Below are 20,488 nucleotides of genomic sequence, written 5' to 3'. Positions count from 1 at the left end.
CTCCTTCTTCCTCGAGCCGCCTACCGGGTCAGTGGGGAGCGGGTCCCCGGCTCCGTACGTTCAGCTTTCCCGGCGGGGGCCGGGAATCCGGTACAACCGGACTGAACTGGACGAATTCGGCGGTTCCTTCGCCGCCACCCCGGATGGGTGATCAACCGCGCGAAGGTTCGAGGCATGACCCTAGTGACCTTCCCGTGATCAGTTCAAATCCTGAAGAGAAAAAACTTGGCCGCGGAGTGGTTTCTTCACATACATCGCACCGACAGTGATGAGCAATTGACGCTGTGGTGTGACATGGGGGGACCAAATGCCGCATTGGCCACAGGAGTTACTAGACGCGCGAAAGCCGCTTCAGCAGCAAGGCGGACGCGACGGGCCGCGCCCCGGCCCGCGCCACTCCGTCGGCGACCTCACGGTCGGTGGAGACGACCACCACGGGGCGCCCGGGGGGCTCCGCCCGTACGAGCTGACGGATCAACTCGTCCGCCGTCACTCCCGGTTTCGAGAACAGCACCCGCACTCCGCGCGGCGGCGCGAGCAGTACGGGGGCGGCCAGCTCGGCCCCGTCGAAGACACACGTCATCTCGGCGCCGGACTGCGCCGCGAGCATCGCGAGCCCGCCCAGCAGCCGCAGCCGCTGCTTCTCCAACGGCATCGTCGGATAGCCGGTCTTGGTGACGTTGTAGCCGTCCACGACCAGATGCGCCTGGGGCAGCGCGAGCAACTGGTCCAGCAGCGCCGGGTCCATGTCGGAGAGCGCGCGCGCCGCGACGTCCTTGGGCGACATCCGGCCGGGCTCCACGGCGTCCACGAGATCGGCGGGGTGGGAGGCGGCGGGCGGCAGCGCCAGCTCCCGCCGCAGCCCCTGGGCCGACTCCAGGACGGTGTCGAGCAGCAGCCGCAGCCGCATGTCCTCCACGGAGCGCCCCTCACGGGCGGCCCGGCGGCCGGCCTCCACCGCCGACTCCGCCTCCGCGAGCCGGGCCTTGAGGCGCCGCGTCTCGCTCTCCGCCGCGGACACCTGAACGGCGGCCTCCGCGCGGGCGGCCTCGATCTCGGCGGACGTACGGCGCAGGGCGGCCTCGCCGCGCTTCACATCACTCAGGGCGCTGCGGAGCTTGCGGTGCGTGGACTCGGCCTCCTTGCGGGCGGCGTCCAGCTCCGTGCGCAGCCGCTCCGTCTCGCTCCTCGTCGCGGCGCGGGCCTGGGCCAGCTCCTCGCGCAGCCGCTCCAGCTCACGGCGGTTCTCCTCGTCGACCCGCTCGGCGTCGGCGCGCTGGACCTCCTCGCCGGCCGCCGCGACCAGCTTCACCCAGCCCACGGGCCGCAGGACGTAGGCCGCCGCCGCCACGTCGACGGGGTCGGCGGCCGGGGGCGGCGACCCGGACTCCACCGCGGCGGCCAGCTCGGGATCGGCCTGGCCGAACCGCTCGCCGATCCGCTGCCGGAACACCGGGTCGCTCTCCAGGGCGGCGGCCATCGCGTTGCCCGCGAACCGGGCCCGTCTGGTCGGGGTGAAGCGCGCGTACTGTCGTAGCTGCGGGGGCAGTTCGGTGACGGTCAGACCGCCGAAGGCGTCCGAGACCAGCGCCACGACCCGGCGCCGTACTCCCTCGGGCAGCGGCCTGTCGAGCGCCTCGGCGTCGCCGCCGGCCGCACCGGCCGGCTCAGCGCCATGTGCGGGCTGCTCCACGATCCGTCACCCCACTACCCTTTCGGGCGGCTCCCTCAGGAGCCGGCGCCCGGCCTGTCCACCAGTTCGATCTGATCCACCGCGTTGCACCAGCGGCAACGGACGGACTCGATGGTCTCACTGACCACGTCGCGCTCCTCGACCTTCGAGGTCCCGGCCAGGTCCAGATGGACGTACTCCACCACCTTGGACGAGCGCGTCACGTCGAACCTGGTGAGATTGCCGCACAGGGTGCAGCGCCACCGGGTGGCGTCGGTCGGCAAGGGAACCGTCGTCATCGTGCCGTCCTCATTTCGTCGAGCCTGATGTCGTGAGGTCGAGCCTGCCGCACCGCACTCCGGTACGGCACCGTTCCGTGGAAGTACGCGCCCGTAACCCTACGGCCTCCCGCATGTCCCATGTCGCGGCGAGGCGCTCTGTCACTCTCTGTCCGTGTACGGGATGATCCGTGGATGATCGATTGGCGGGCGGTGGCCCGAGCGCCGGTGATGACCTACGGGCTGATCGGCCTGTGCGCCCTGGCCTTCCTCACCGGCCCGCTGTCGGGGTTCAACCCCGCGTACGGGACCGGTGACGCGCTGCTCGCGGCGCAGAGCGCGTACTTCGAGCGCTGGGGAGTCATCCCCGACCAGCTGACCAGCGGCGATTCCCACGCTCTGCTCACCCCTCTCACCGCGCTCTTCGTCCACGGAAGCTGGCTCCATCTGCTCGGCAACCTGCTCTTCCTCTATGTCTTCGGGGCGATGGCCGAGGAGCGCATGGGGCGGGTGCGGTTCACCCTCTTCTATCTCGTCTGCGGCTATCTCGCCCTGCTCGCCTACGCGGCGGCGAACGCGGACTCCGACCAGACCCTGGTGGGTGCGTCGGGCGCGATCTCCGGCGTGCTGGGAGCCTTCCTCTTTCTCTTTCCCCGCGCGCGCGTCACCAGCCTCTTTCCGTTCCTTTTCTTCCTGCCGCTGCGCTTCCCCGCCTGGATCGTCCTGATCTTCTGGTTCGTCCTCCAGTGGCTGGCGGCCCACAACGCCGGGCCGGGCCCCGGCGTGGCGTATCTGGCACATCTGGTGGGCTTCGCCCTCGGCTTCGTCGCCGCCTGGGGGCTCTTCCGGCGTACGGCTAGAGTGAAGTCCCGTTCAGCGGCACCCGAGGGAGAACGTCAACCGTGATCACCGCGATCGTGCTCATCAAGACCAGCGTCGACCGGATCCCCGAGATCGCCGAGTCGATCGCGGCGCTGGAGAGCGTCAGCGAGGTCTTCTCCGTCACCGGCACCTACGACCTGATCGCCATGGTGCGGGTCGCCAGGCACGACGACCTGGCGGACGTCATCCCCGGCAGCATCAGCAAGATCCCGGGCGTCGAGGCCACGGACACGCACGTGGCGTTCCGTACGTACTCCCAGCACGATCTGGAAGCGGCCTTCGCGATCGGCCTCGACGCCTAGGGCCCTTCCTCAGGGCCGGCGGCTCAGCCCCGGTCGGGGACGCAACGGCCGTCCTCCGTGCGGTAGTTCCAGCGCGCGCCGTCCCGGACGAGTTCCTTGACGGCGCCGGTGAACCGCGCCACGTGCTCGTCCGGCGTGCCGGCCCCGAAGCTGACCCGGATCGCGTTGAGGGACCTCTCGCCGGGACCGGCGTCCGGCGCCCCGCACTCCCCCGGGTCCCCGGGGTCGCCGCCCAGCAGGGTCCGGACGAGCGGGTGGGCGCAGAAGAGGCCGTCGCGCACGCCGATGCCGTACTCCGCCGAGAGCGCGGCGGCGAAGTGGGAGCTGTTCCAGCCCTCGACCACGAAGGAGATGACGCCGACGCGGGGCGCGGCGTCGCCGAAGAGGGAGAGCACCCGCACCTCGGGCACCTCGGCGAGTCCCTCGCGCACCCGGGCCACCAGCTCCTGCTCACGCTCGACCAGCCGGTCGAAGCCCGCCTCGGTGAGCGCCTCGCAGGCGGAGGCGATCGCGTACACGCCGATGACGTTGGGCGATCCGGCCTCGTGCCGTGCCGCGCCGGTGTGCCACTCGACGTCCACACCCCCGTCCGTACGGCGCGCGACCTTGCGGCTGGCGCCACCACCGGCGAGATACGGCTCCGCCTCCCGCAGCCAGTCCGCGCGGCCCGCGAGCACACCGGAGCCGAACGGCGCGTACAGCTTGTGCCCGGAGAAGGCGACCCAGTCCACGTCGAGCTCCGCGATGTCCACGGGATGGTGCGGGGCGAGCTGCGCGGCGTCGAGCACGACACGCGCGCCGTGGGCGTGCGCGGCGGCGGCCAGTTCCCGTACGGGCCACAGCTCGCCGGTGACGTTGGAGGCGCCGGTGACACAGACCAGCGCGGGGCTCTCAAGGTCACGTCGCGCCAGCGCCCGCTCCAGCGTGGCGACCGCTTCTCGCGGGGTGCGCGGCGCGTTCAGGAAGGTGACCCGCGCGTCGCGCCAGGGCAGCAGCGACGCGTGGTGCTCGGTCTCGAAGACGAACACCTCGCACCGCTCGGGGAGCGCCGAGGCCAGCAGGTTGAGCGAGTCGGTGGTGGACCGGGTGAAGACGACCTGGTCGTCCTCGCGACAGCCGAGGAAGCGGGCGACGGTGCGGCGGCTGTTCTCGAAGAGGTCGGTGGAGAGCTGCGAGAGGTATCCGGCACCGCGGTGGACGCTGCCGTAGTACGGGGCGTAGGCGGCGACGTCGTCCCAGACGCGCTGGAGGGCGGGGGCGCTGGCGGCGTAGTCGAGGGCGGCGTAGGTGACCTCGCCGCCGGTGACGAGGGGGACGGTGACATCACGTCCGAGGACGGGCAGCGGCTGGTCGTCCTCGGTGCCCGCGGCAGTGGTGGCGCTGGGGCGATGTGTGGAGGTCTGTACGGACATGTCGGTATCTCCCGGCGGGACAAGGCGGAAACGGCGTCAGGACCCGGCAGGCCGACGCGTCGTCGTGACGGCGGATGCCGTGACGGCGCGGGACATGGCCTGGGGTGTGGGGCTCACTGAAGAGGGCCGGCCTCTGTTCCGGCGCGATGCGCGGGAACCGGGCCGAAAGCCCTATCGCATTCGCTTGCTCACGAGACTGCTCCCTCGAGGACCAAGGACCCCAGGGATGACGACATCCGAACGATGTCCAGGGGTCCGCGCTTGCCGTAGACCTCGCTGCCTACGGCCTGGTCTTCACCCGGGGCACCCCGCCACGGACGGAGGGTTGCCGGACAGCGGGCCGGGGCCGTAGTCGCTGTCACTCATGACCTGGGGCGAGATTACCCCACGCGTGCGCGACGGCCCAGACGGTGTCCGTCATACGGGACACCCTCCGGGCCGTCCTGGGCCGTGGTCGGCCTCCGTCACGCGTTGCTGGCCGCCACCCAGCGGTCCAGCGCCTGCTTCGCCGCGCCGGTGTCCACCGCGCGGGCCGCGCGCTCGTACTTCGCGGCGAGCCGGTCGTTCAGCGCGGCGTCGGACGGTTCGAGCGCCACCAGCGCCGCCGCCGCGTTCAGCAGGACCGCCTCCCTCACGGGGCCGCTCTCGCCGTCCAGCAGCCGGCGCGCCACGTCCGCGTTGTACGAGGCGTCGGCGCCACGCAGGGCCTCGACCGGGACCAGTTCCAGACCGATGTCCCTGGGGTCGAAGCTCTGCTCGGTGACCCGGCCGTCCCGAACCACCCATACGTGTGAGGTGGCGGTCGTGGTCAGTTCGTCCAGACCGTCGTCGCCGCGGAAGACGAGCGAGGAGTTGCCCCGCGCCGCGAGCACGCCGGCCACGATCGGCGCCATCCGGATGTCCGCGACGCCGACCGCCTGCGAGCGGACCCGCGCCGGGTTGGTCAGCGGGCCCAGGATGTTGAACGTGGTCTGGGCGCCGAGTTCCTTGCGGGCCTTGGCCGCGTACCGCAGCGCCGGGTGGAACTTCGCGGCGAAGCAGAAGGTGATCCCCGCCTCCTCGGCGACCTCCACGACCCGCTGCGGTGTCAGTTCCAGATTGACGCCGAGCTTCTCCAGGACGTCGGAGGCGCCGCTCGCGGACGAGGCGGCCCGGCTGCCGTGCTTGACGACCTTGCCGCCCGCGCCGGCCACCACGATCGCGGCCATCGTGGAGATGTTGACGGTCTTGGCGAGGTCGCCCCCGGTGCCGACGACATCGACGGTGTCGCCGGGCACCTCGATGGTCATGGCGTGCTCGTACATGGCGTTGACGAGCGCCGTGACCTCCTCGACGGTCTCGCCCTTGGCGCGCAGCGCGACGGCGAAGCCCGCGATCTGCGCGTCGGTCGCCTCGCCGCTCATGATGCGGTGCATGGCCCAGGCGGTGTCCTCGGCGTCGAGGTCCTCACCGCGCAGCAGCGGGTTCAGTACACCCGGCCAGGAACGCGCCGCCACGGTGTCGCCTCCGGCCGGTGTAACAGCGCTGCTCATGCTCGCTCCTGGGGTCTGTGGACGGGTGCACGGCCGTGTGGCCCGTGCAGGCGGCGTCAGCCTATCGGCGTCGGCCCCGATCCAGGACCCGCCGCCCGAAGGGCGGACGATCTGCCCGCCGAACGAGCGCCGGGAGGGGAACGCGACCGGGACGTACGAAGGCCCCGGCCCGGTCCCCCGAAGGAGACCGGGCCGGGGCCCGGCAGGACGTACGCCGATCAGTGGTGGCCGTGGCCGCTCGTGATCTCGTTGTACTCCTCGGCCGTCGGCTTGGGGATCTGGCTTCCCTCGCCGTAGTAGCCCTTGCTCAGCCTGACCCGCAGCTTCTCCGTCGGAGAGGTCTTGCGCTCGACACCGTTCTCGTCGACCGTCGGGCCGATCTCGGCCGGCTTGTACTGCTCGTGCGCGGTGAGCGTGTGCAGCGCGCTCTGGTCGAGCGGCTCGTGGACCTCGATGAACTCACCGTGCGGCAGCCGCTTGATGATGCCGGACTCGCGTCCGTGCAGCACCTTCTCGGCGTCGCGGCGCTGAAGTCCCAGACAGATCCGCTTGGTGACGACGAACGCGACGACGGGCGCGACGAAGAACGCGATCCTGACGAACCAGGTGATCGTGTTGATCGACAGATGGAAATGAGTGGCCCAGATGTCGTTTCCGCCACCGACCAGCATGACGAAGTACCAGGTCAGCCAGGCCACACCGACGCCGGTCCGCGTTGGCGCGTTGCGCGGGCGGTCCAGGATGTGGTGCTCGCGCTTGTCGCCGGTGACCCAGGACTCGATGAACGGATAGACCGCGAGGACCACCAGCACCATCGGGAAGATCATCAGCGGGATGAAGACGCCGAGGACCAGCGTATGGCCCCAGAAGTTCAGCTCCCAGCCGGGCATCACCCGGATCAGGCCCTCGGAGAAGCCCAGATACCAGTCCGGTTGGGCTCCGGTGGAGACCTGGTCCGGACGGTAGGGGCCGATCGCCCACACCGGGTTGATCGTGGCGATCGCCGAGATGATCGCGATGACACCGAAGATGAGGAAGAAGAAGCCGCCGGCCTTCGCCATGTAGATCGGCATGAACGGGGCGCCGATGACGTTGTTGTTGGTCTTGCCGGGGCCCGCGAACTGCGTGTGCTTGTGGTAGAAGACCAGGATCAGGTGCGCCACCACGAGGCCGACCATGATGCCCGGCAGAAGCAGGATGTGGATCGAGTAGAACCGCGCCACGATGTCGTGGCCGGGGAACTCCCCGCCGAACAGGAACATCGAGATGTACGTGCCGACGATCGGCGTGGACAGGATGGCGCCCTGCGCGAAGCGGACACCGGTTCCCGACAGCAGGTCGTCCGGCAGCGAGTAACCGGTGAGTCCGGTGAACAGCGCCAGCACGAACAGCAGGAAGCCGAAGATCCAGTTGATCTCGCGCGGCTTGCGGAACGCGCCCGTGAAGAAGACGCGCATCATGTGCACCAGCATGGCCGCCACGAAGATCAGCGCGGCCCAGTGGTGGATCTGCCGGATCAGCAGACCGCCACGGACGTCGAAGCTGATGTCCAGGGTCGAGGCGTACGCCTCGGTCATCCGGACACCCTGCATCGGCACGTAACTGCCGTCGTACACGACCTCGTTCATGCTCGGGTGGAAGAACAGCGTCAGATACACACCCGTGAGGATGATGACGACGAAGCTCCACAGGGCGATCTCGCCCAGCATGAAGGACCAGTGGTCTGGAAAGACCTTCCGCACCATGCCCTTGGCGGCACCGTAGATCCCGAGACGACCGTCCGCCCAGTCGGCGACCCGCTCTCCCGCAGGAGCCTGGCGGCTCTTTTCGTCAGACGCTGTACTCATCCGCGCTCCCAGAAGGAAGGACCGACGGGCTCGTCGAAGTCGCCGAGCGCTTCGAGATAACCCTCACCGTTCACACCGATCCGCAGCTGCGGAAGGGCGTGGCCGGCCGGGCCGAAGATGACGCGGGCGCCGTCGGAGAGGTCGAAGGTTGACTGGTGGCACGGGCAGAGCACGTGATGCGTCTGCTGCTCGTACAGGCTGATGGGGCAGCCGACATGGGTGCAGATCTTCGAGTAGGCCACGATGCCCTCGTGCGACCACTCGAGTTCGCGCTTGTCCTTGATGTCGGCCGGCTGGATGCGGACGATCATGAGAGCCGCCTTGGCGATCTCATTGTTGAAGTCCTCGTTGTGCTCGTCCAGCCCCTCGGGCTGGGCGAAGGTCAGCGACCCCACCGTGACGTCCTCGGGACGCAGCGGCTCGTTCGTGTTCTGGTTGATGAGCATCAGGCCCTTCTTCCAGAACGTCTTGCGCAGCTTGTCCTCGGGCAGCGGCCCGAGGTCACGCAGCAGGACGATGCCGGAGAGGGGCACCAGGGCCAGCGCGCCGAACATCGTGGTCCGGATGAGCTTGCGGCGTCCGAAGCCGGACTCCGCGGCACCCTGGAGGAAGTCCCGCTTCGCCTGCGCGGCGACCTCGGGAGTGGCCTCGATCGGGTGCCGCTCCTGGATGATCTCGACGTCGCTCATCAGGGTGCGGGCCCAGTGGACCGCTCCCGCGCCGACGGCGAACAGGGCGACACCGAGGGTCAGTCCCAGTGAGAAGTTGAGCGCGCTCACATGGCCGAAGGGCCACACGTACACGATCTTGTCGACGGGGAAGGCGACGAAGCAGGCGATGAAGCCCACCGTGGCCAGCATCGACAGGGTGAAAAGTCCCGCCACCGTGCGTTCGGAGCGCTTGGCCGCCCGTTCGTCGATGTCCTGGATACGCGGCCGGTGGGCCGGCATCCCGGGGTCGGCGAACGGGTCTTGGGCCCGCTCCACGTCGCCGTGCGCGGATTCCTGCTCGCTGCTCGGCAGGATCTCGTCTGTGTTCCGGTTGTCGCTCATGACTTCCTGGCCTTAGCGGTGTGCGCCGCGACCCAGACGGCGAGTGCGATCAGTGCGCTCAGACCGATGGCCCACGAGAAGAGCCCCTCGCTGACGGGCCCGATGCCACCGAGCTTGAGCCCGCCGGGGTTCGAGGACTCGTCGCTGTTCACGGACTCGACGTACGCGATGATGTCCTGCTTCTGCTGCTCGGGCATCGTCGAGTCGGGGAAGGCGGGCATGTTCTGCGGACCCGTCAGCATCGCCTCGTACATGTGCTTGGGGGTCACGCCCTCCAGGCTCGGGGCGTACTTGCCGTTCGTCAGCGCGCCGCCCTCACCGCCGAAGTTGTGGCACTGCGCGCAGTTGGACCGGAACAGCTCGCCGCCCTTGGCCGCGTCCGCCCCTTCCGGGTTCGACTGCTCCGCGGACGGGACCGAGGGACCGGGGCCGAGCGAGGCGACGTACGCCGCGAGCTGGTCGATCTCCTTCTGGTCGTAGATGACCTTCTTCTTGGGTACCTGCGGGCCGGGCTGCTGCGCCGGCATCCGGCCGGTGCCGACCTGGAAGTCCACGGCCGCGGCGCCGACGCCGGTCAGCTGCGGACCGTCGGTCGTACCCTGACCGCCGACGCCGTGGCAGCTCGCGCAGCCAACGGCGTACAGCTTCTTGCCCTCGTCGATGGCGAGGGACTGGGCGGTGTCGTCTGCCTGTGCCTTGCCCGCGGGCGCGAACGCGGCGTACAGCCCCCCGGTGGCCGCCAGCGCGAGGAGTAGGACGACGACCGCCGCCATCGGATGGCGTCGTCGTGCGGAGAGCTTTTTCACGGATTACCCCGGTGTCAGGATCTTCTGCGTCGGTGCTTCTGGACTGGACTGGGTGCAAGCGCTTCGGGCGCTGTGGCCCGCTACTTGATCAGGTAGATCGTGGCGAATAGGCCGATCCAGACGACATCGACGAAGTGCCAGTAATAGGACACGACGATGGCGGCGGTTGCCTGCTGGTGGGTGAACCTCTTGGCCGCGTACGTTCTGCCGAGAACCAGCAGGAAGGCGATGAGACCGCCTGTCACGTGCAGACCGTGGAAGCCGGTCGTCAGATAGAACGCGGAGCCGTAGGCGTCGGACGAGAGCGAGATGCCCTCGTGCTTGACGAGCTCCGTGTACTCGAAGATCTGACCACCGACGAAGACCGCACCCATCACGAACGTGATCACGAACCACGAGCGGAGCTTCTTCACGTCGCCCCGCTCCGCGGCGAAGACGCCGAGCTGGCAGGTGAGTGAGGAGAGCACCAGGATCGTGGTGTTGACCGCGGAGAACGGGACGTTCAGCGTATCGGCCTTCTCCGACCAGAACGCCTCCCCTGTCACCGACCGCAGGGTGAAGTACATCGCGAAGAGGGCCGCGAAGAACATCAGCTCGGAGCTCAACCAGATGATCGTTCCGACACTGGTGAGGTTCGGCCGATTGACCGTCGGGTGCGCGTGCCCGGTTTCTACTGTCGTTGCTGTCGCCACGACCGACATTATGTCGGTCGCTTATCCCGCCCTCACTCCCGGGGGTGCTTTTCGGAGTGTCAGCGGCTTCGGACGGGATTCGGGCCAGGACCGAACGGCCCATCGCGGGCGGCCGGGACCCGTGCTGACATGGCGCCCGACGGAGTAGCATCCGCGCAGCGGGTCTCCGCGCCAAGGGCCTGTCGCCTTCCACCGGCCGACAGACCCGGGGCCCCGAGGCCCTCGCAGACGCGGATGTGCGGATGTCACGACGGATGTCACGGAGGAACAATGCAGCCGACCGCCACGGTCCTGGTCTACAGCGACAACGCGAACACCCGCGAGCAGGTACGGACGGCCGCGGGACGCCGGCCGGCCGCCGATCTGCCACCGGTCGAGTACCTGGAGTGCGCGACGATGCACGCCGTCCTCAAGGTGCTCGACAAGGGTGGCGTCGACGCCTGTGTCTTCGACGGCGAGGCCACCCCCATCGGTGGCATGGGCCTGTGCCGGCAGATCAAGGACGAGATCTTCAACTCCCCGCCCGTACTCCTGCTGATGGGCCGCCCGCAGGACGCGTGGCTGGCCACCTGGAGCCGTGCGGAGGCCGCTGTGACGCTGCCGGTGGAGCCGGTCGGCTTCCCGGAGGCACTGGCGGCGCTGCTGCGCACCAGGCTCGCCGTGGAGGCCTGACGGCTCCACCGGGGCCGGTCACCCGGCGGCGTCAGACGTGTGGACGCAGCCGGGCGGCTTCCACCGGGCCCCTGCCGTCCTTGGTACCGCCCACCAGGGCGCTGCCCTGGCGCCACTCGTTCCAGTCCAGGTTCCAGTCGCCGAAGCCGTTGCCGAACGGGTCCATGTCCTCGCCCTCGCTGTTGACGACCTTGACGATGTCGCCCTCGCGTACGGCGTCGAAGAACCACTCGGCGTTGTCGGTGGACATACCGACACAGCCGTGGCTGACGTTGGCCGATCCCTGCGAGCCGACGGACCACGGGGCGGCGTGGACGTACTCACCGCTCCAGGTGACCCGCGTCGCGAAGTGGACGGGCAGGTCGTAGGACTCGCTGCTGCCGGCGGCGATGCCGACGCTGGTGCCGCGCATCCGTACGAAGGCCTGCTTCTCCAGCACGACCTTGATGCCGTTGCGGGTCGAGAAGCCGGGCTTGCCGGTCGTCACGGGGATCGTCTTGATCTCCTCGCCGTTGCGCAGCACGGTCATGTGGTGCGTACCGGCGTCGGCGATGGCTTCGAGCCGGTCGCCAGTAGTGATCTTGAGGGGCTTCACCGGCCCCCCGTAGAGCTTGTTGCCCACTTTTATCCCGTCCAGGGTGCTGCTGACCTCGATGGACGCGTTGGCGGGCCAGAACTCCCGGGGCCTGAAGTGCAGGGTCTTGTCGTCGACCCAGTGCCAGGTGCCCTCGACGGCGGGGCTGGAGCGGACCTTGAGGCCACGCTCGACGACGGCCCTGGCCTCCTTCTCCTTCACCGGCGCGCTGAGCTCCGCGGTGACGGGCTGGCCGACGCCGTACTTGCCGGCCTTGGGGCCGAGCTTCACGGACAGGTTCCGCTTCATGGGGGATGTCTCGAAGTCGAGCGTACGGCTGCCGGGGGCGCCGTCGTCGTCCTCCGTGGCGACCTTGACGGTGTAGCGGGCACCGGCGGCCAGGGGGGCCGTGGAGTGCCAGCGGGCGCCGTCGGCGGCCAGCTCGCCCGCCAGGTGGTGGCCGGAGGCGTCGGTGACGGTCACGTCGGTGATGCGGGCGTCACCGCCCTTGGCGACGATTTCCAGAGGCTTGTCGGGGTTCGCCTTGGCGTCGCCCTTGGGCGCGTTGAGGGAGACCTGGTCGGCTGCGTCGTAGGGCTTGCCTGACAGAGGATGGCCGTCCGAACCGCCACAACCGGTCGCTGTCGCCCCGAGGGACAGGACCAGCAGAGTGCAGCCGAGAACGGTGCGAAAGCGCGGCGTGTGGTTCATATGCACACGTTATGAAGAATGTGCGGTTACGGCGCGCTGTATGACTGCAAACGAGGGGCCCGGATCCACCTCAGGGGTGAGGGGATCCGGGCCCTTGTACGTCCGGTCGTGGCTCTCGCCGCGTTACGGCTACTGGTTCTGGTTCTCACCCGAGTAGTACTCGAAGACCCAGCCCCAGAGGCCGATCAGGAGCACCGGGAAGGAGAAGAACAGCAGCCACCAGCCGATGGCGACGGAGAGGAACGCGAGCGCGCCGCCGATGGCCAGCGAGAGCGGCTGCCAGCTGTGCGGGGAGAAGAACCCGACCTCGCCGGCCTCGTCCGCGACGTCGGCCTGCTTGTTGTCCTGCGCCATCGCGTCGACCCGCCGGGCCGTGAAGGCCAGGTAGAAGCCGATCATGAGGCTCAGGCCGAACGCCAGGAAGAGCGCGGCGGTGCCGGCCGGCTCCTTCGACCACGCGCCGTAGACGATCGCGACGACGAGGATGAAGAGGCTCAGCAGGGAGAACATCCAGCCCTGGACCTTCACTTGCCGACCTCCTTGCCGCCGAGCAGCGCGGCGTCCTTCTGCCCGTCGTTCTCAAGGTGTTCCAGCGCCGCGATCTCCGGGTGGTGCAGGTCGAACGCCGGGGATTCGGAGCGGATACGCGGCAGCGTGATGAAGTTGTGCCGCGGCGGCGGGCAGGAAGTCGCCCATTCGAGTGAGCGACCGTAGCCCCACGGGTCGTCCACCTCGACCTTCTTCCCGTACTTGGACGTCTTCCAGACGTTGTAGAGGAACGGCAGGACCGACATACCGAGGAGGAAGGAGCTGATCGTGGAGATCGTGTTCAGGGCGGTGAAGCCGTCGGCGGCGAGATAGTCCGCGTACCGCCGCGGCATGCCTTCCGCGCCCAGCCAGTGCTGCACCAGGAACGTGCCGTGGAAACCGATGAACAGCGTCCAGAAGGTGATCTTCCCGAGCCGTTCGTCGAGCATCTTGCCCGTCATCTTCGGCCACCAGAAATGGAAGCCGGCGAACATCGCGAAGACCACCGTGCCGAAGACGACGTAGTGGAAGTGCGCGACGACGAAGTACGAGTCGGAGACATGGAAGTCCATCGGCGGCGAGGCCAGGATGACGCCCGTCAGACCGCCGAAGGTGAAGGTGACCAGAAAGCCGATGGTCCAGAGCATCGGTGTCTCGAAGGACAGCGAGCCTTTCCACATCGTGCCGATCCAGTTGAAGAACTTCACTCCGGTCGGCACCGCGATCAGGAATGTCATGAACGAGAAGAACGGTAGAAGTACCCCGCCCGTCACATACATGTGGTGCGCCCACACCGTCACCGAGAGGCCGGCGATGGCGATGGTCGCGCCCACCAGGCCGATGTAGCCGAACATCGGCTTCCGGCTGAACACCGGAATGATCTCGGAGACGATCCCGAAGAACGGCAGCGCGATGATGTAGACCTCTGGATGCCCGAAGAACCAGAAGAGGTGCTGCCACAGCAACGCGCCGCCGTTGGCGGCGTCGAAGATGTGCGCACCGAATTTCCGGTCGGCCTCCAGGGCGAGGAGCGCGGCGGCCAGCACCGGGAAGGCGAGCAGGACGAGCACACCGGTCAGCAGCACGTTCCAGCAGAAGATCGGCATGCGGAACATCGTCATGCCGGGCGCGCGCATGCAGATGATCGTGGTGATGAAGTTGACCGAGCCGAGGATCGTACCGAAGCCGGAGAGGGCCAGACCCATGATCCACAGGTCGGCGCCGACGCCCGGTGAACGGACCGCGTCCGACAGCGGGGAGTAGGCGAACCAGCCGAAGTCGGCCGCGCCCTGCGGGGTGATGAAGCCGGCCACCGCGACGATCGAGCCGAACAGGTAGAGCCAGTAGGCGAACATGTTCAGCCGGGGGAACGCCACATCGGGCGCACCGATCTGGAGCGGCATGATCCAGTTCGCGAAACCGGCGAACAGCGGCGTCGCGAACATCAGCAGCATGATCGTGCCGTGCATCGTGAACGCCTGGTTGAACTGCTCGTTCGACATGATCTGCGTGCCGGGACGGGCGAGCTCGGCGCGCATGAAGAGCGCGAGCACACCACCGATGCAGAAGAAGACGAACGACGTGACCAGGTAGAGCGTGCCGATCGTCTTGTGATCGGTGGTGGTCAGCCATTTGACGACGACAGCGCCGGGCTGCTTGCGCCGCACCGGCAGCTCGTTCTCGTACGAGTCGTCAGCTGCTACGGCGGCACCCTTGGGTTCGTTGAGGATGCTCACAGTTGTTTCTTCTCCGCATTCCTGGCCGGGTCCGTCAGCTCGATGCCCGACGGGATGTAGCCTTCCTGCCCCTTCTCGTCCAGCTCCTTCAGGTGCTGCTGGTAGCGCTCCGGGGAGACGACCTTGACGTTGAAGAGCATCCGCGAGTGGTCCACACCGCACAGTTCGGCGCACTTGCCCATGAAGGTGCCCTCCCGGTTGGGAGTCACCTCGAAGGCGTTGGTGTGACCCGGGATGACGTCCTGCTTCATCAGGAACGGCACGACCCAGAAGGAGTGGATGACATCACGTGATGTGAGGACGAACCGGACCTTCTCCCCCTTCGGCAGCCACAGGGTCGGACCCGGGTTGCCGTTCTGGGGGTTCCTGTCGCCCGGGACTCCGGCGTCGTAGACGCCTTCGGCGCCGGCGGGGAAGTCGTCCTGGAACTTCTGGGGGATGTCCGCGAGTTCCGAGGGCACCTCGGCGCCCGTGGAGTCGTCGCCGTCCACGTTCTCGACGTAGTTGAAGCCCCAGCTCCACTGGTAGCCGACCACGTTGATGGTGTGGGCGGGCTTGTCCTCCAGGGAGAGGAGCTTCGACTCGTCACGCGCGGTGAAGTAGAAGAGCACCGACACGATGATGAGGGGAACGACCGTGTACAGGGCCTCGATGGGCATGTTGTAACGGGTCTGTGGAGGAACCTCCACCTTGGTGCGGCTACGCCGGTGGAAGATGACGCTCCACAGGATCAGCCCCCAGACCAGGATGCCCGTGATGAGCGCTGCCGCCCACGAGCCCTGCCAGAGGGAGAGGATTCTGGGGGCCTCCTCGGTCACCGGTGTGGGCATTCCAAGGCGGGGAAAATCCCTGTATGTGCAACCGGTGGCGGTCGCGAGGATCAGGCCCGCAGTCAGCACCTGCGGCAGCTTCCGCCGCATCGGGCGCCGCGACGAGCGGTCGGAGCCGTTGGGACTCACGTAGCGCCTTCCCGAGAGTCTCGCCCGCACGGCCGGCTGCGGCCGTCACGGTCGTCGCCGGCCCTGACACGGGCAGGGGTTTGGATGTTTATGCGGACCAAACCCTACTGGACGCAATTTGGGGCCACGCATGGAGGGTGCCCAACGCGCCGTCCGGCACCCCGAAGGGGTGGAATGCCTGGCTCCGGGGCACTTCTGACGCCTCTCCAGACCGGGTCGTGGTCGCCGTCGCGGGCCCGTCCCGGTCCCGGTCCCCGTCCCCGTCCCGGCGTGGTCCCGGGGGCAGGGCTTAGCGTTGCGGCGTGGCCTACTTCGACTCCGCGTCCTCCGCGCCCCTGCATCCCGTCGCTCACGAGGCCCTGCGCGCGGCCCTGGACGAGGGGTGGGCCGACCCCGCCCGGCTGTACCGGGAGGGGCGGCGCGCCAGGCTGCTGCTGGACGCCGCGCGCGAGACCGCGGCGGAGGCCGTGGGCTGCCGTCCCGACGAGCTCGTCTTCACTCCTTCGGGGACGTACGCGGTCCACTCGGGGATCGCGGGAGCGCTCGCGGGGCGTCGGCGTGTCGGCACTCATGTGGTGGTCTCGGCGGTCGAGCACTCGTCGGTGCTTCATGCCGCCCGCACGCGGGTCGCCGACCGGGGCGACGCGGCGGTGACGGAGGTCCCGGTGGACCGTACGGGGGCGGTGTCCCCGCGGACGTACGCGGCGGCCCTGCGCGCGGACACGGCGCTGGCCTGCCTCCAGTCGGCCAACCACGAGGTCGGCACCGTGCAGCCGGTCGCGGCCGTCGCCGAGGCGTGCCGGGCGGCCGGGGTGCCGCTGCTGGTGGACGCGGCGCAGTCGCTGGGGTGGGGGCCGGTCGACGCGGGCTGGTCGCTGCTGGCCGCGAGCGCGCACAAGTGGGGCGGGCCGGCCGGGGTGGGGCTGCTCGCCGTACGCAAGGGGGTGCGGTTCGCGCCCCAAGGGCCGATGGACGAGCGGGAGTCGGGGCGGGTGCCCGGTTTCGAGAACCTGCCGGCGATCGTCGCCGCCGCCGCGTCGCTGCGGGCGGTACGGGCCGAGGCGGCGGACGAGGCGGCCCGGCTGCGGGTGCTGGTGGACCGGATCCGGGAGCGGGTGCCGGAACTGGTCCCCGATGTCGAGGTGGTGGGCGATCCGGTCGACCGGCTCCCCCATCTGGTCACCTTCTCCTGTCTCTATGTCGACGGGGAGACTCTGCTGCACGAGCTGGACCGGGCGGACTTCTCCGTGTCGTCGGGCTCGTCCTGCACGAGCAGCACGCTGACTCCGAGCCATGTGCTGCGGGCGATGGGGGTGCTCTCCGAGGGCAACGTCAGGGTCTCGCTCCCCCCGGGTACGGCCGAGGCGGAGGTGGACCGGTTCCTTCAGGTGCTGCCCGGGGTGGTGGCGCGCGTACGGGAACGGCTGGGCGCCCCGGTGGTACGTACGGAGTCCGCCGGCGTCTCCGAGGCTCCCTCGCTGGTCGTGGACGCGCTCGGCAAGCTCTGCCCGATCCCGGTGATCGAGCTGGCGAAGGTGATCGGGGACGTGCCGGTGGGGGGCACGGTGACCGTCCTGTCCGACGACGAGGCCGCCCGCCTGGACATTCCGGCCTGGTGCGAGATGCGCGGGCACGAGTACGGCGGTCGGCGGGGCACCGCGTTCCTGGTGCGCCGCCTCGGCTGACCCCGGGCCCGTGCCCGTACCCCTTTCCCCGTTCTCTCCGCCGTCCTTACAACTACGTGCGCACGCGCGTGCCTACGGGCGCACGCGCGCGGGCGCGAGGGTCAGGAGACCGTGACCACGGGGGCGCCGGACGGCTGCCCGGACCCCGGCTCGTTCCCGGACTCCTCCGCGATCTTCATCGCCTCCTCGATGAGCGTCTCGACGATCTTCGACTCGGGCACGGTCTTGATGACCTCGCCCCTGACGAAGATCTGGCCCTTGCCGTTGCCGGACGCGACGCCGAGGTCGGCCTCCCGTGCCTCGCCGGGACCGTTGACCACACAGCCCATGACGGCCACCCGCAGCGGGATCTCCATCCCCTCAAGACCCGCGGTCACCTGCTCGGCGAGCTTGTAGACGTCCACCTGGGCCCGGCCGCAGGAGGGGCAGGAGACGATCTCCAGCTTCCGGGGCCGCAGATTGAACGACTGGAGGATCTGGGTGGCGACCTTCACCTCCTCGACCGGGGGCGCGGAGAGCGAGACCCGGATGGTGTCGCCGATGCCCTGCCGGAGCAGCGCGCCGAAGGCGACGGCCGACTTGATGGTGCCCTGGAAGGCCGGGCCGGCCTCGGTGACGCCGAGATGCAGCGGGTAGTCGCACTGCTCGGCGAGGAGCTCGTACGCCCGCACCATGACCACCGGGTCGTGGTGCTTGACCGAGATCTTGATGTCGTGGAAGTCGTGCTCGGCGAAGAGGGACGCCTCCCAGAGCGCGGACTCCACCAGGGCCTCGGGGGTGGCGCTGCCGTGTCTGGCCAGCAGCCGGGGGTCCAGCGAGCCTGCGTTCACGCCGATCCTGATCGGGGTCGAGCGGTCGTGCGCGGCGCGCGCGATCTCCTTGACCTTGTCGTCGAACTTGCGGATGTTGCCGGGGTTGACGCGTACGGCGGCGCATCCCGCCTCGATCGCGGCGAAGACGTACCTGGGCTGGAAGTGGATGTCCGCGATCACCGGGATCTGGGACTTCCTGGCGATCTCGGACAGCGCGTCGGCGTCGTCCTGGCTCGGGCAGGCGACGCGGACGATGTCGCAGCCGCTCGCCGTGAGCTCCGCGATCTGCTGGAGCGTCGCGTTGATGTCGGCGGTGAGGGTGGTGGTCATGGACTGCACGGAGACGGGTGACTCGCTGCCCACGCCGACGGTGCCGACGTTCAGCTGCCGGGTGGTACGGCGGGGGGCGAGGGTCCGGGGCGGGAGCTCGGGCACGCCGAGGTTGACCGTCATGACTGCTCCTTGTCCAACGCGTCGGTGCTTTCCGTCAGCCGCTTGGTGAGGGTCCCCACGATGTGGTCCTCGGTGAGACCGCAGTCGGCCAGCACCTCGCCGCGGCTGCCGTGGTCGAGGAACCGCCGGGGGATGCCGAAGGAGCAGACCGCGGTGGCCGCCCCGATGTCCTGGAGGGCCTGGGTGAGTACGGCGCCGAGGCCGCCCGTACGGAGGTTGTCCTCGACCGTGGCGACAAGGGCGTGCCGGGCCGCCAGCGCCGTGAGCGCCGGATTGAGCGGGGCGATCCAGGTGGGGTCGACGACGGTGGCCTCGGTGCCCAGTTCACTGAGCCGGTCCGCGACGGCGAGGCCGAGGCCCGCCATCGCACCGGTGGTGACCAGCAGCGGCCCGCCGGGGGCGCCCTGCCGGAGTATGTCGAGCCCGCCGCTCACGGCGAGGGCGTGGATGTCGGGGCCGACCTGCCCCTTCGGGAAGCGGATGACGGTCGGCCCGTCGGACACCTCCACCGCCTCGCGCAGGGCGGCGCGGAGGGTGGACGCGTCCCGGGGCGCCGCCATCCGCAGCCCCGGGACGAGGCTGAGCAGCGGCACGTCCCACATGCCGTTGTGGGAGGCGCCGTCGTCGCCGGTCACCCCCGCCCGGTCCAGGACGAGGACGACGGGGCAGCGGTGCAGCGCCACGTCCATCAGCACCTGGTCGAAGGCGCGGTTGAGGAAGGTGGAGTAGACGGCGACGACCGGGCGCAGACCGGCCGTCGCCAGGCCGGCCGCCGAGGTGACCGCGTGCTGTTCGGCGATTCCCACGTCGAAGGCCCGCTCGGGGAAGCGTTCGGCGAAGGAGCTGAGTCCGGTGGGGCCGGGCATGGCGGCCGTGATCGCGACGACGTCCCGGTGCTCCTCCCCCACGGCTATCAGTTCCCTCGCGAAGACCGAGGTCCAGGAGGTGCCCGGGGCGGGCGCCGATCTGCCGGTCTCCGGGTCCATCACCCGTACCGCGTGGAAGCGGTCGGCCTCGTCGTTCTCGGCGTGCGGATATCCCTCTCCCTTGCGGGTGACGCAGTGGACGATCACGGGCGCGCGGAACTGGTGGGCCCGGCGCAGCGCGAACTCGACCGCCTCGATGTCGTGTCCGTCGACGGGCCCGATGTACTTCAGGCCGAGACCCTCGTACATCCCCTGCGGGGTGAAGATGTCCTTCATCCCCTTCTTGAGCCCGTGCAGCGCGTCGTAGACGACCGGCGCGGGCGCCAGCACCTTCTTCCCCCACCGCAGCACGTTCTCGTAGCGGTGGGAGGTACGGAGCGCGGCGAGGTGCGCGGCGAAGCCGCCGACGGTGGGGGCGTACGAGCGGCCGTTGTCGTTGACGACGATGACCATGGGCCGGTCCGCCCCCGCCGCGATGTTGTTGAGCGCCTCCCAGGTCATACCGCCGGTGAGGGCGCCGTCCCCGATGACGGCGACCACCGCGCGGTCGGTGGTGCCCTGGAGGGCGTACGCCTTGGCCAGGCCGTCGGCGTAGGACAGCGCCGTCGAGGCGTGCGAGTTCTCGATGAGGTCGTGCTCGGACTCGGCGCGCGACGGGTAGCCGGAGAGACCGCCGCGCTTGCGCAGGGCGTCGAACCGGTCGGCGCGGCCGGTGAGCATCTTGTGCACGTACGTCTGGTGGCCGGTGTCCCAGAGGATGCTGTCGTGCGGTGAGGTGAAGACACGGTGCAGGGCGACGGTCAGTTCGACGACGCCCAGGTTGGGTCCCAGATGACCGCCGGTGCGGGAGACCTTGTCGATCAGGAACTCCCTGATCTCCCTTACCAGGTCCCGCAGTTCGTCCCGGTCGAGCTGTTTCAGCGCGTCGGGTCCGGTGAGGTTGTCGAGTTGTCCCAC

18 protein-coding genes and 1 riboswitch are annotated in these 20,488 nt (G+C 69.3%); of the genes, 4 read left to right on the top strand and 14 right to left on the bottom strand.

Annotated elements, in window-relative coordinates:
* Window positions 1-331 precede the first annotated feature (331 nt).
* Complete coding sequence (locus ACFWU9_RS07505) at window positions 332-1,693, bottom strand: NYN domain-containing protein (RefSeq protein WP_384315450.1); 1,362 nt, start codon at window positions 1,691-1,693, stop codon at window positions 332-334.
* A 35-nt stretch (window positions 1,694-1,728) separates the two neighbouring features.
* Entirely contained in the window at window positions 1,729-1,971 is a 243-nt protein-coding gene (locus ACFWU9_RS07500) for a hypothetical protein (protein ID WP_384212449.1), read from the bottom strand.
* 174 nt (window positions 1,972-2,145) lie between these two features.
* On the opposite strand from ACFWU9_RS07500, the gene ACFWU9_RS07495 reads away from it, so the two are divergent.
* Both ACFWU9_RS07495 and ACFWU9_RS07490 read left to right on the top strand, forming a co-directional pair.
* Window positions 2,146-2,856, top strand: coding sequence for a rhomboid family intramembrane serine protease (locus ACFWU9_RS07495; RefSeq protein ID WP_384315449.1), 711 nt, complete (start codon window positions 2,146-2,148; stop codon window positions 2,854-2,856).
* A complete protein-coding gene (locus ACFWU9_RS07490; RefSeq protein WP_242570311.1) occupies window positions 2,853-3,134 on the top strand; it encodes an Lrp/AsnC family transcriptional regulator in 282 nt (93 codons plus the stop codon). Before ACFWU9_RS07495 ends, ACFWU9_RS07490 begins: the two co-directional genes overlap by 4 nt.
* Before the next feature lie 23 nt (window positions 3,135-3,157).
* On the opposite strand, the gene ACFWU9_RS07485 is transcribed toward ACFWU9_RS07490, so the two are convergent.
* From ACFWU9_RS07485 to ACFWU9_RS07460, 6 genes are all read right to left on the bottom strand, one after another.
* Window positions 3,158-4,546 (bottom strand): aminotransferase class V-fold PLP-dependent enzyme, encoded by a 1,389-nt coding sequence (locus ACFWU9_RS07485; protein ID WP_384315448.1) that lies wholly within the window; start codon window positions 4,544-4,546, stop codon window positions 3,158-3,160.
* A gap of 252 nt (window positions 4,547-4,798) precedes the next feature.
* A riboswitch (SAM riboswitch) is annotated at window positions 4,799-4,916 on the bottom strand.
* A gap of 94 nt (window positions 4,917-5,010) precedes the next feature.
* On the bottom strand, window positions 5,011-6,078 hold the full coding sequence (trpD, locus tag ACFWU9_RS07480; protein ID WP_384315447.1) for an anthranilate phosphoribosyltransferase: 1,068 nt from the start codon (window positions 6,076-6,078) through the stop codon (window positions 5,011-5,013).
* A gap of 218 nt (window positions 6,079-6,296) precedes the next feature.
* The gene (locus tag ACFWU9_RS07475) at window positions 6,297-7,925 is read right to left on the bottom strand and encodes a cytochrome bc complex cytochrome b subunit (protein ID WP_384315446.1); all 1,629 of its coding nucleotides are present in this window, start codon (window positions 7,923-7,925) and stop codon (window positions 6,297-6,299) included.
* Window positions 7,922-8,977, bottom strand: a complete 1,056-nt coding sequence (locus ACFWU9_RS07470) for a Rieske 2Fe-2S domain-containing protein (protein WP_384315445.1) — start codon at window positions 8,975-8,977, stop codon at window positions 7,922-7,924. Before ACFWU9_RS07470 ends, ACFWU9_RS07475 begins: the two co-directional genes overlap by 4 nt.
* The gene (locus ACFWU9_RS07465; protein ID WP_384315444.1) at window positions 8,974-9,783 is read right to left on the bottom strand and encodes a c-type cytochrome; all 810 of its coding nucleotides are present in this window, start codon (window positions 9,781-9,783) and stop codon (window positions 8,974-8,976) included. Before ACFWU9_RS07465 ends, ACFWU9_RS07470 begins: the two co-directional genes overlap by 4 nt.
* An 80-nt stretch (window positions 9,784-9,863) precedes the next feature.
* Complete coding sequence (locus tag ACFWU9_RS07460; protein ID WP_384315443.1) at window positions 9,864-10,484, bottom strand: heme-copper oxidase subunit III; 621 nt, start codon at window positions 10,482-10,484, stop codon at window positions 9,864-9,866.
* A gap of 261 nt (window positions 10,485-10,745) precedes the next feature.
* Here ACFWU9_RS07460 and ACFWU9_RS07455 point away from each other — a divergent pair, with 261 nt between their 5' ends.
* Window positions 10,746-11,147, top strand: coding sequence for a hypothetical protein (locus ACFWU9_RS07455; protein WP_384315442.1), 402 nt, complete (start codon window positions 10,746-10,748; stop codon window positions 11,145-11,147).
* Between the two features lie 31 nt (window positions 11,148-11,178).
* Here ACFWU9_RS07455 and ACFWU9_RS07450 read toward each other — a convergent pair whose 3' ends face one another.
* The 4 genes from ACFWU9_RS07450 to coxB all read right to left on the bottom strand — a co-directional run bounded on the left by ACFWU9_RS07450 (window position 11,179) and on the right by coxB (window position 15,655).
* Window positions 11,179-12,432: an Ig-like domain-containing protein gene (locus ACFWU9_RS07450; protein WP_384315441.1), complete on the bottom strand. Its 1,254-nt coding sequence runs from the start codon at window positions 12,430-12,432 to the stop codon at window positions 11,179-11,181.
* Window positions 12,433-12,561: 129 nt separating this feature from the next.
* Window positions 12,562-12,960 carry a cytochrome c oxidase subunit 4 gene (locus ACFWU9_RS07445; protein WP_384315440.1) on the bottom strand — a complete coding sequence of 133 codons (399 nt, stop codon included), beginning with the start codon at window positions 12,958-12,960 and terminating at the stop codon, window positions 12,562-12,564.
* Complete coding sequence (gene ctaD, locus ACFWU9_RS07440) at window positions 12,957-14,696, bottom strand: cytochrome c oxidase subunit I (RefSeq protein WP_384315439.1); 1,740 nt, start codon at window positions 14,694-14,696, stop codon at window positions 12,957-12,959. The genes ACFWU9_RS07445 and ctaD overlap by 4 nt, the downstream gene beginning before the upstream one ends.
* Entirely contained in the window at window positions 14,693-15,655 is a 963-nt protein-coding gene (gene coxB / locus ACFWU9_RS07435) for a cytochrome c oxidase subunit II (protein WP_384315438.1), read from the bottom strand. Before coxB ends, ctaD begins: the two co-directional genes overlap by 4 nt.
* A 302-nt stretch (window positions 15,656-15,957) precedes the next feature.
* Between coxB and ACFWU9_RS07430 the strand changes: the two genes are divergently transcribed.
* On the top strand, window positions 15,958-17,340 hold the full coding sequence (locus tag ACFWU9_RS07430; RefSeq protein WP_384315437.1) for a cysteine desulfurase/sulfurtransferase TusA family protein: 1,383 nt from the start codon (window positions 15,958-15,960) through the stop codon (window positions 17,338-17,340).
* A gap of 101 nt (window positions 17,341-17,441) precedes the next feature.
* On the opposite strand, the gene ispG is transcribed toward ACFWU9_RS07430, so the two are convergent.
* A complete protein-coding gene (gene ispG / locus ACFWU9_RS07425) occupies window positions 17,442-18,605 on the bottom strand; it encodes a flavodoxin-dependent (E)-4-hydroxy-3-methylbut-2-enyl-diphosphate synthase (RefSeq protein ID WP_384315436.1) in 1,164 nt (387 codons plus the stop codon).
* On the bottom strand, window positions 18,602-20,488 hold the full coding sequence (gene dxs, locus ACFWU9_RS07420; RefSeq protein ID WP_384315547.1) for a 1-deoxy-D-xylulose-5-phosphate synthase: 1,887 nt from the start codon (window positions 20,486-20,488) through the stop codon (window positions 18,602-18,604). Before dxs ends, ispG begins: the two co-directional genes overlap by 4 nt.

Source organism: Streptomyces sp. NPDC058653, assembly GCF_042716895.1.
In the GTDB taxonomy this organism is placed as follows: Bacteria; Actinomycetota; Actinomycetes; order Streptomycetales; family Streptomycetaceae; genus Streptomyces.
Note: the sequence above shows the minus strand (reverse complement) of the source record. Positions and strands in the feature narration are given on the sequence as shown.

Bases quoted from the DNA above. Each gene is read 5' to 3' on its own strand.
- ACFWU9_RS07500 (WP_384212449.1), bottom strand. From the start codon at position 1,971: ATGACGACGGTTCCCTTGCCGACCGACGCCACCCGGTGGCGCTGCACC.
- ACFWU9_RS07495 (WP_384315449.1), top strand. From the start codon at position 2,146: ATGATCGATTGGCGGGCGGTGGCCCGAGCGCCGGTGATGACCTACGGG.
- ACFWU9_RS07485 (WP_384315448.1), bottom strand. From the start codon at position 4,546: ATGTCCGTACAGACCTCCACACATCGCCCCAGCGCCACCACTGCCGCG.
- trpD (WP_384315447.1), bottom strand. From the start codon at position 6,078: ATGAGCAGCGCTGTTACACCGGCCGGAGGCGACACCGTGGCGGCGCGT.
- ACFWU9_RS07475 (WP_384315446.1), bottom strand. From the start codon at position 7,925: ATGAGTACAGCGTCTGACGAAAAGAGCCGCCAGGCTCCTGCGGGAGAG.
- ACFWU9_RS07470 (WP_384315445.1), bottom strand. From the start codon at position 8,977: ATGAGCGACAACCGGAACACAGACGAGATCCTGCCGAGCAGCGAGCAG.
- ACFWU9_RS07460 (WP_384315443.1), bottom strand. From the start codon at position 10,484: ATGTCGGTCGTGGCGACAGCAACGACAGTAGAAACCGGGCACGCGCAC.
- ACFWU9_RS07455 (WP_384315442.1), top strand. From the start codon at position 10,746: ATGCAGCCGACCGCCACGGTCCTGGTCTACAGCGACAACGCGAACACC.
- ACFWU9_RS07450 (WP_384315441.1), bottom strand. From the start codon at position 12,432: ATGAACCACACGCCGCGCTTTCGCACCGTTCTCGGCTGCACTCTGCTG.
- ispG (WP_384315436.1), bottom strand. From the start codon at position 18,605: ATGACGGTCAACCTCGGCGTGCCCGAGCTCCCGCCCCGGACCCTCGCC.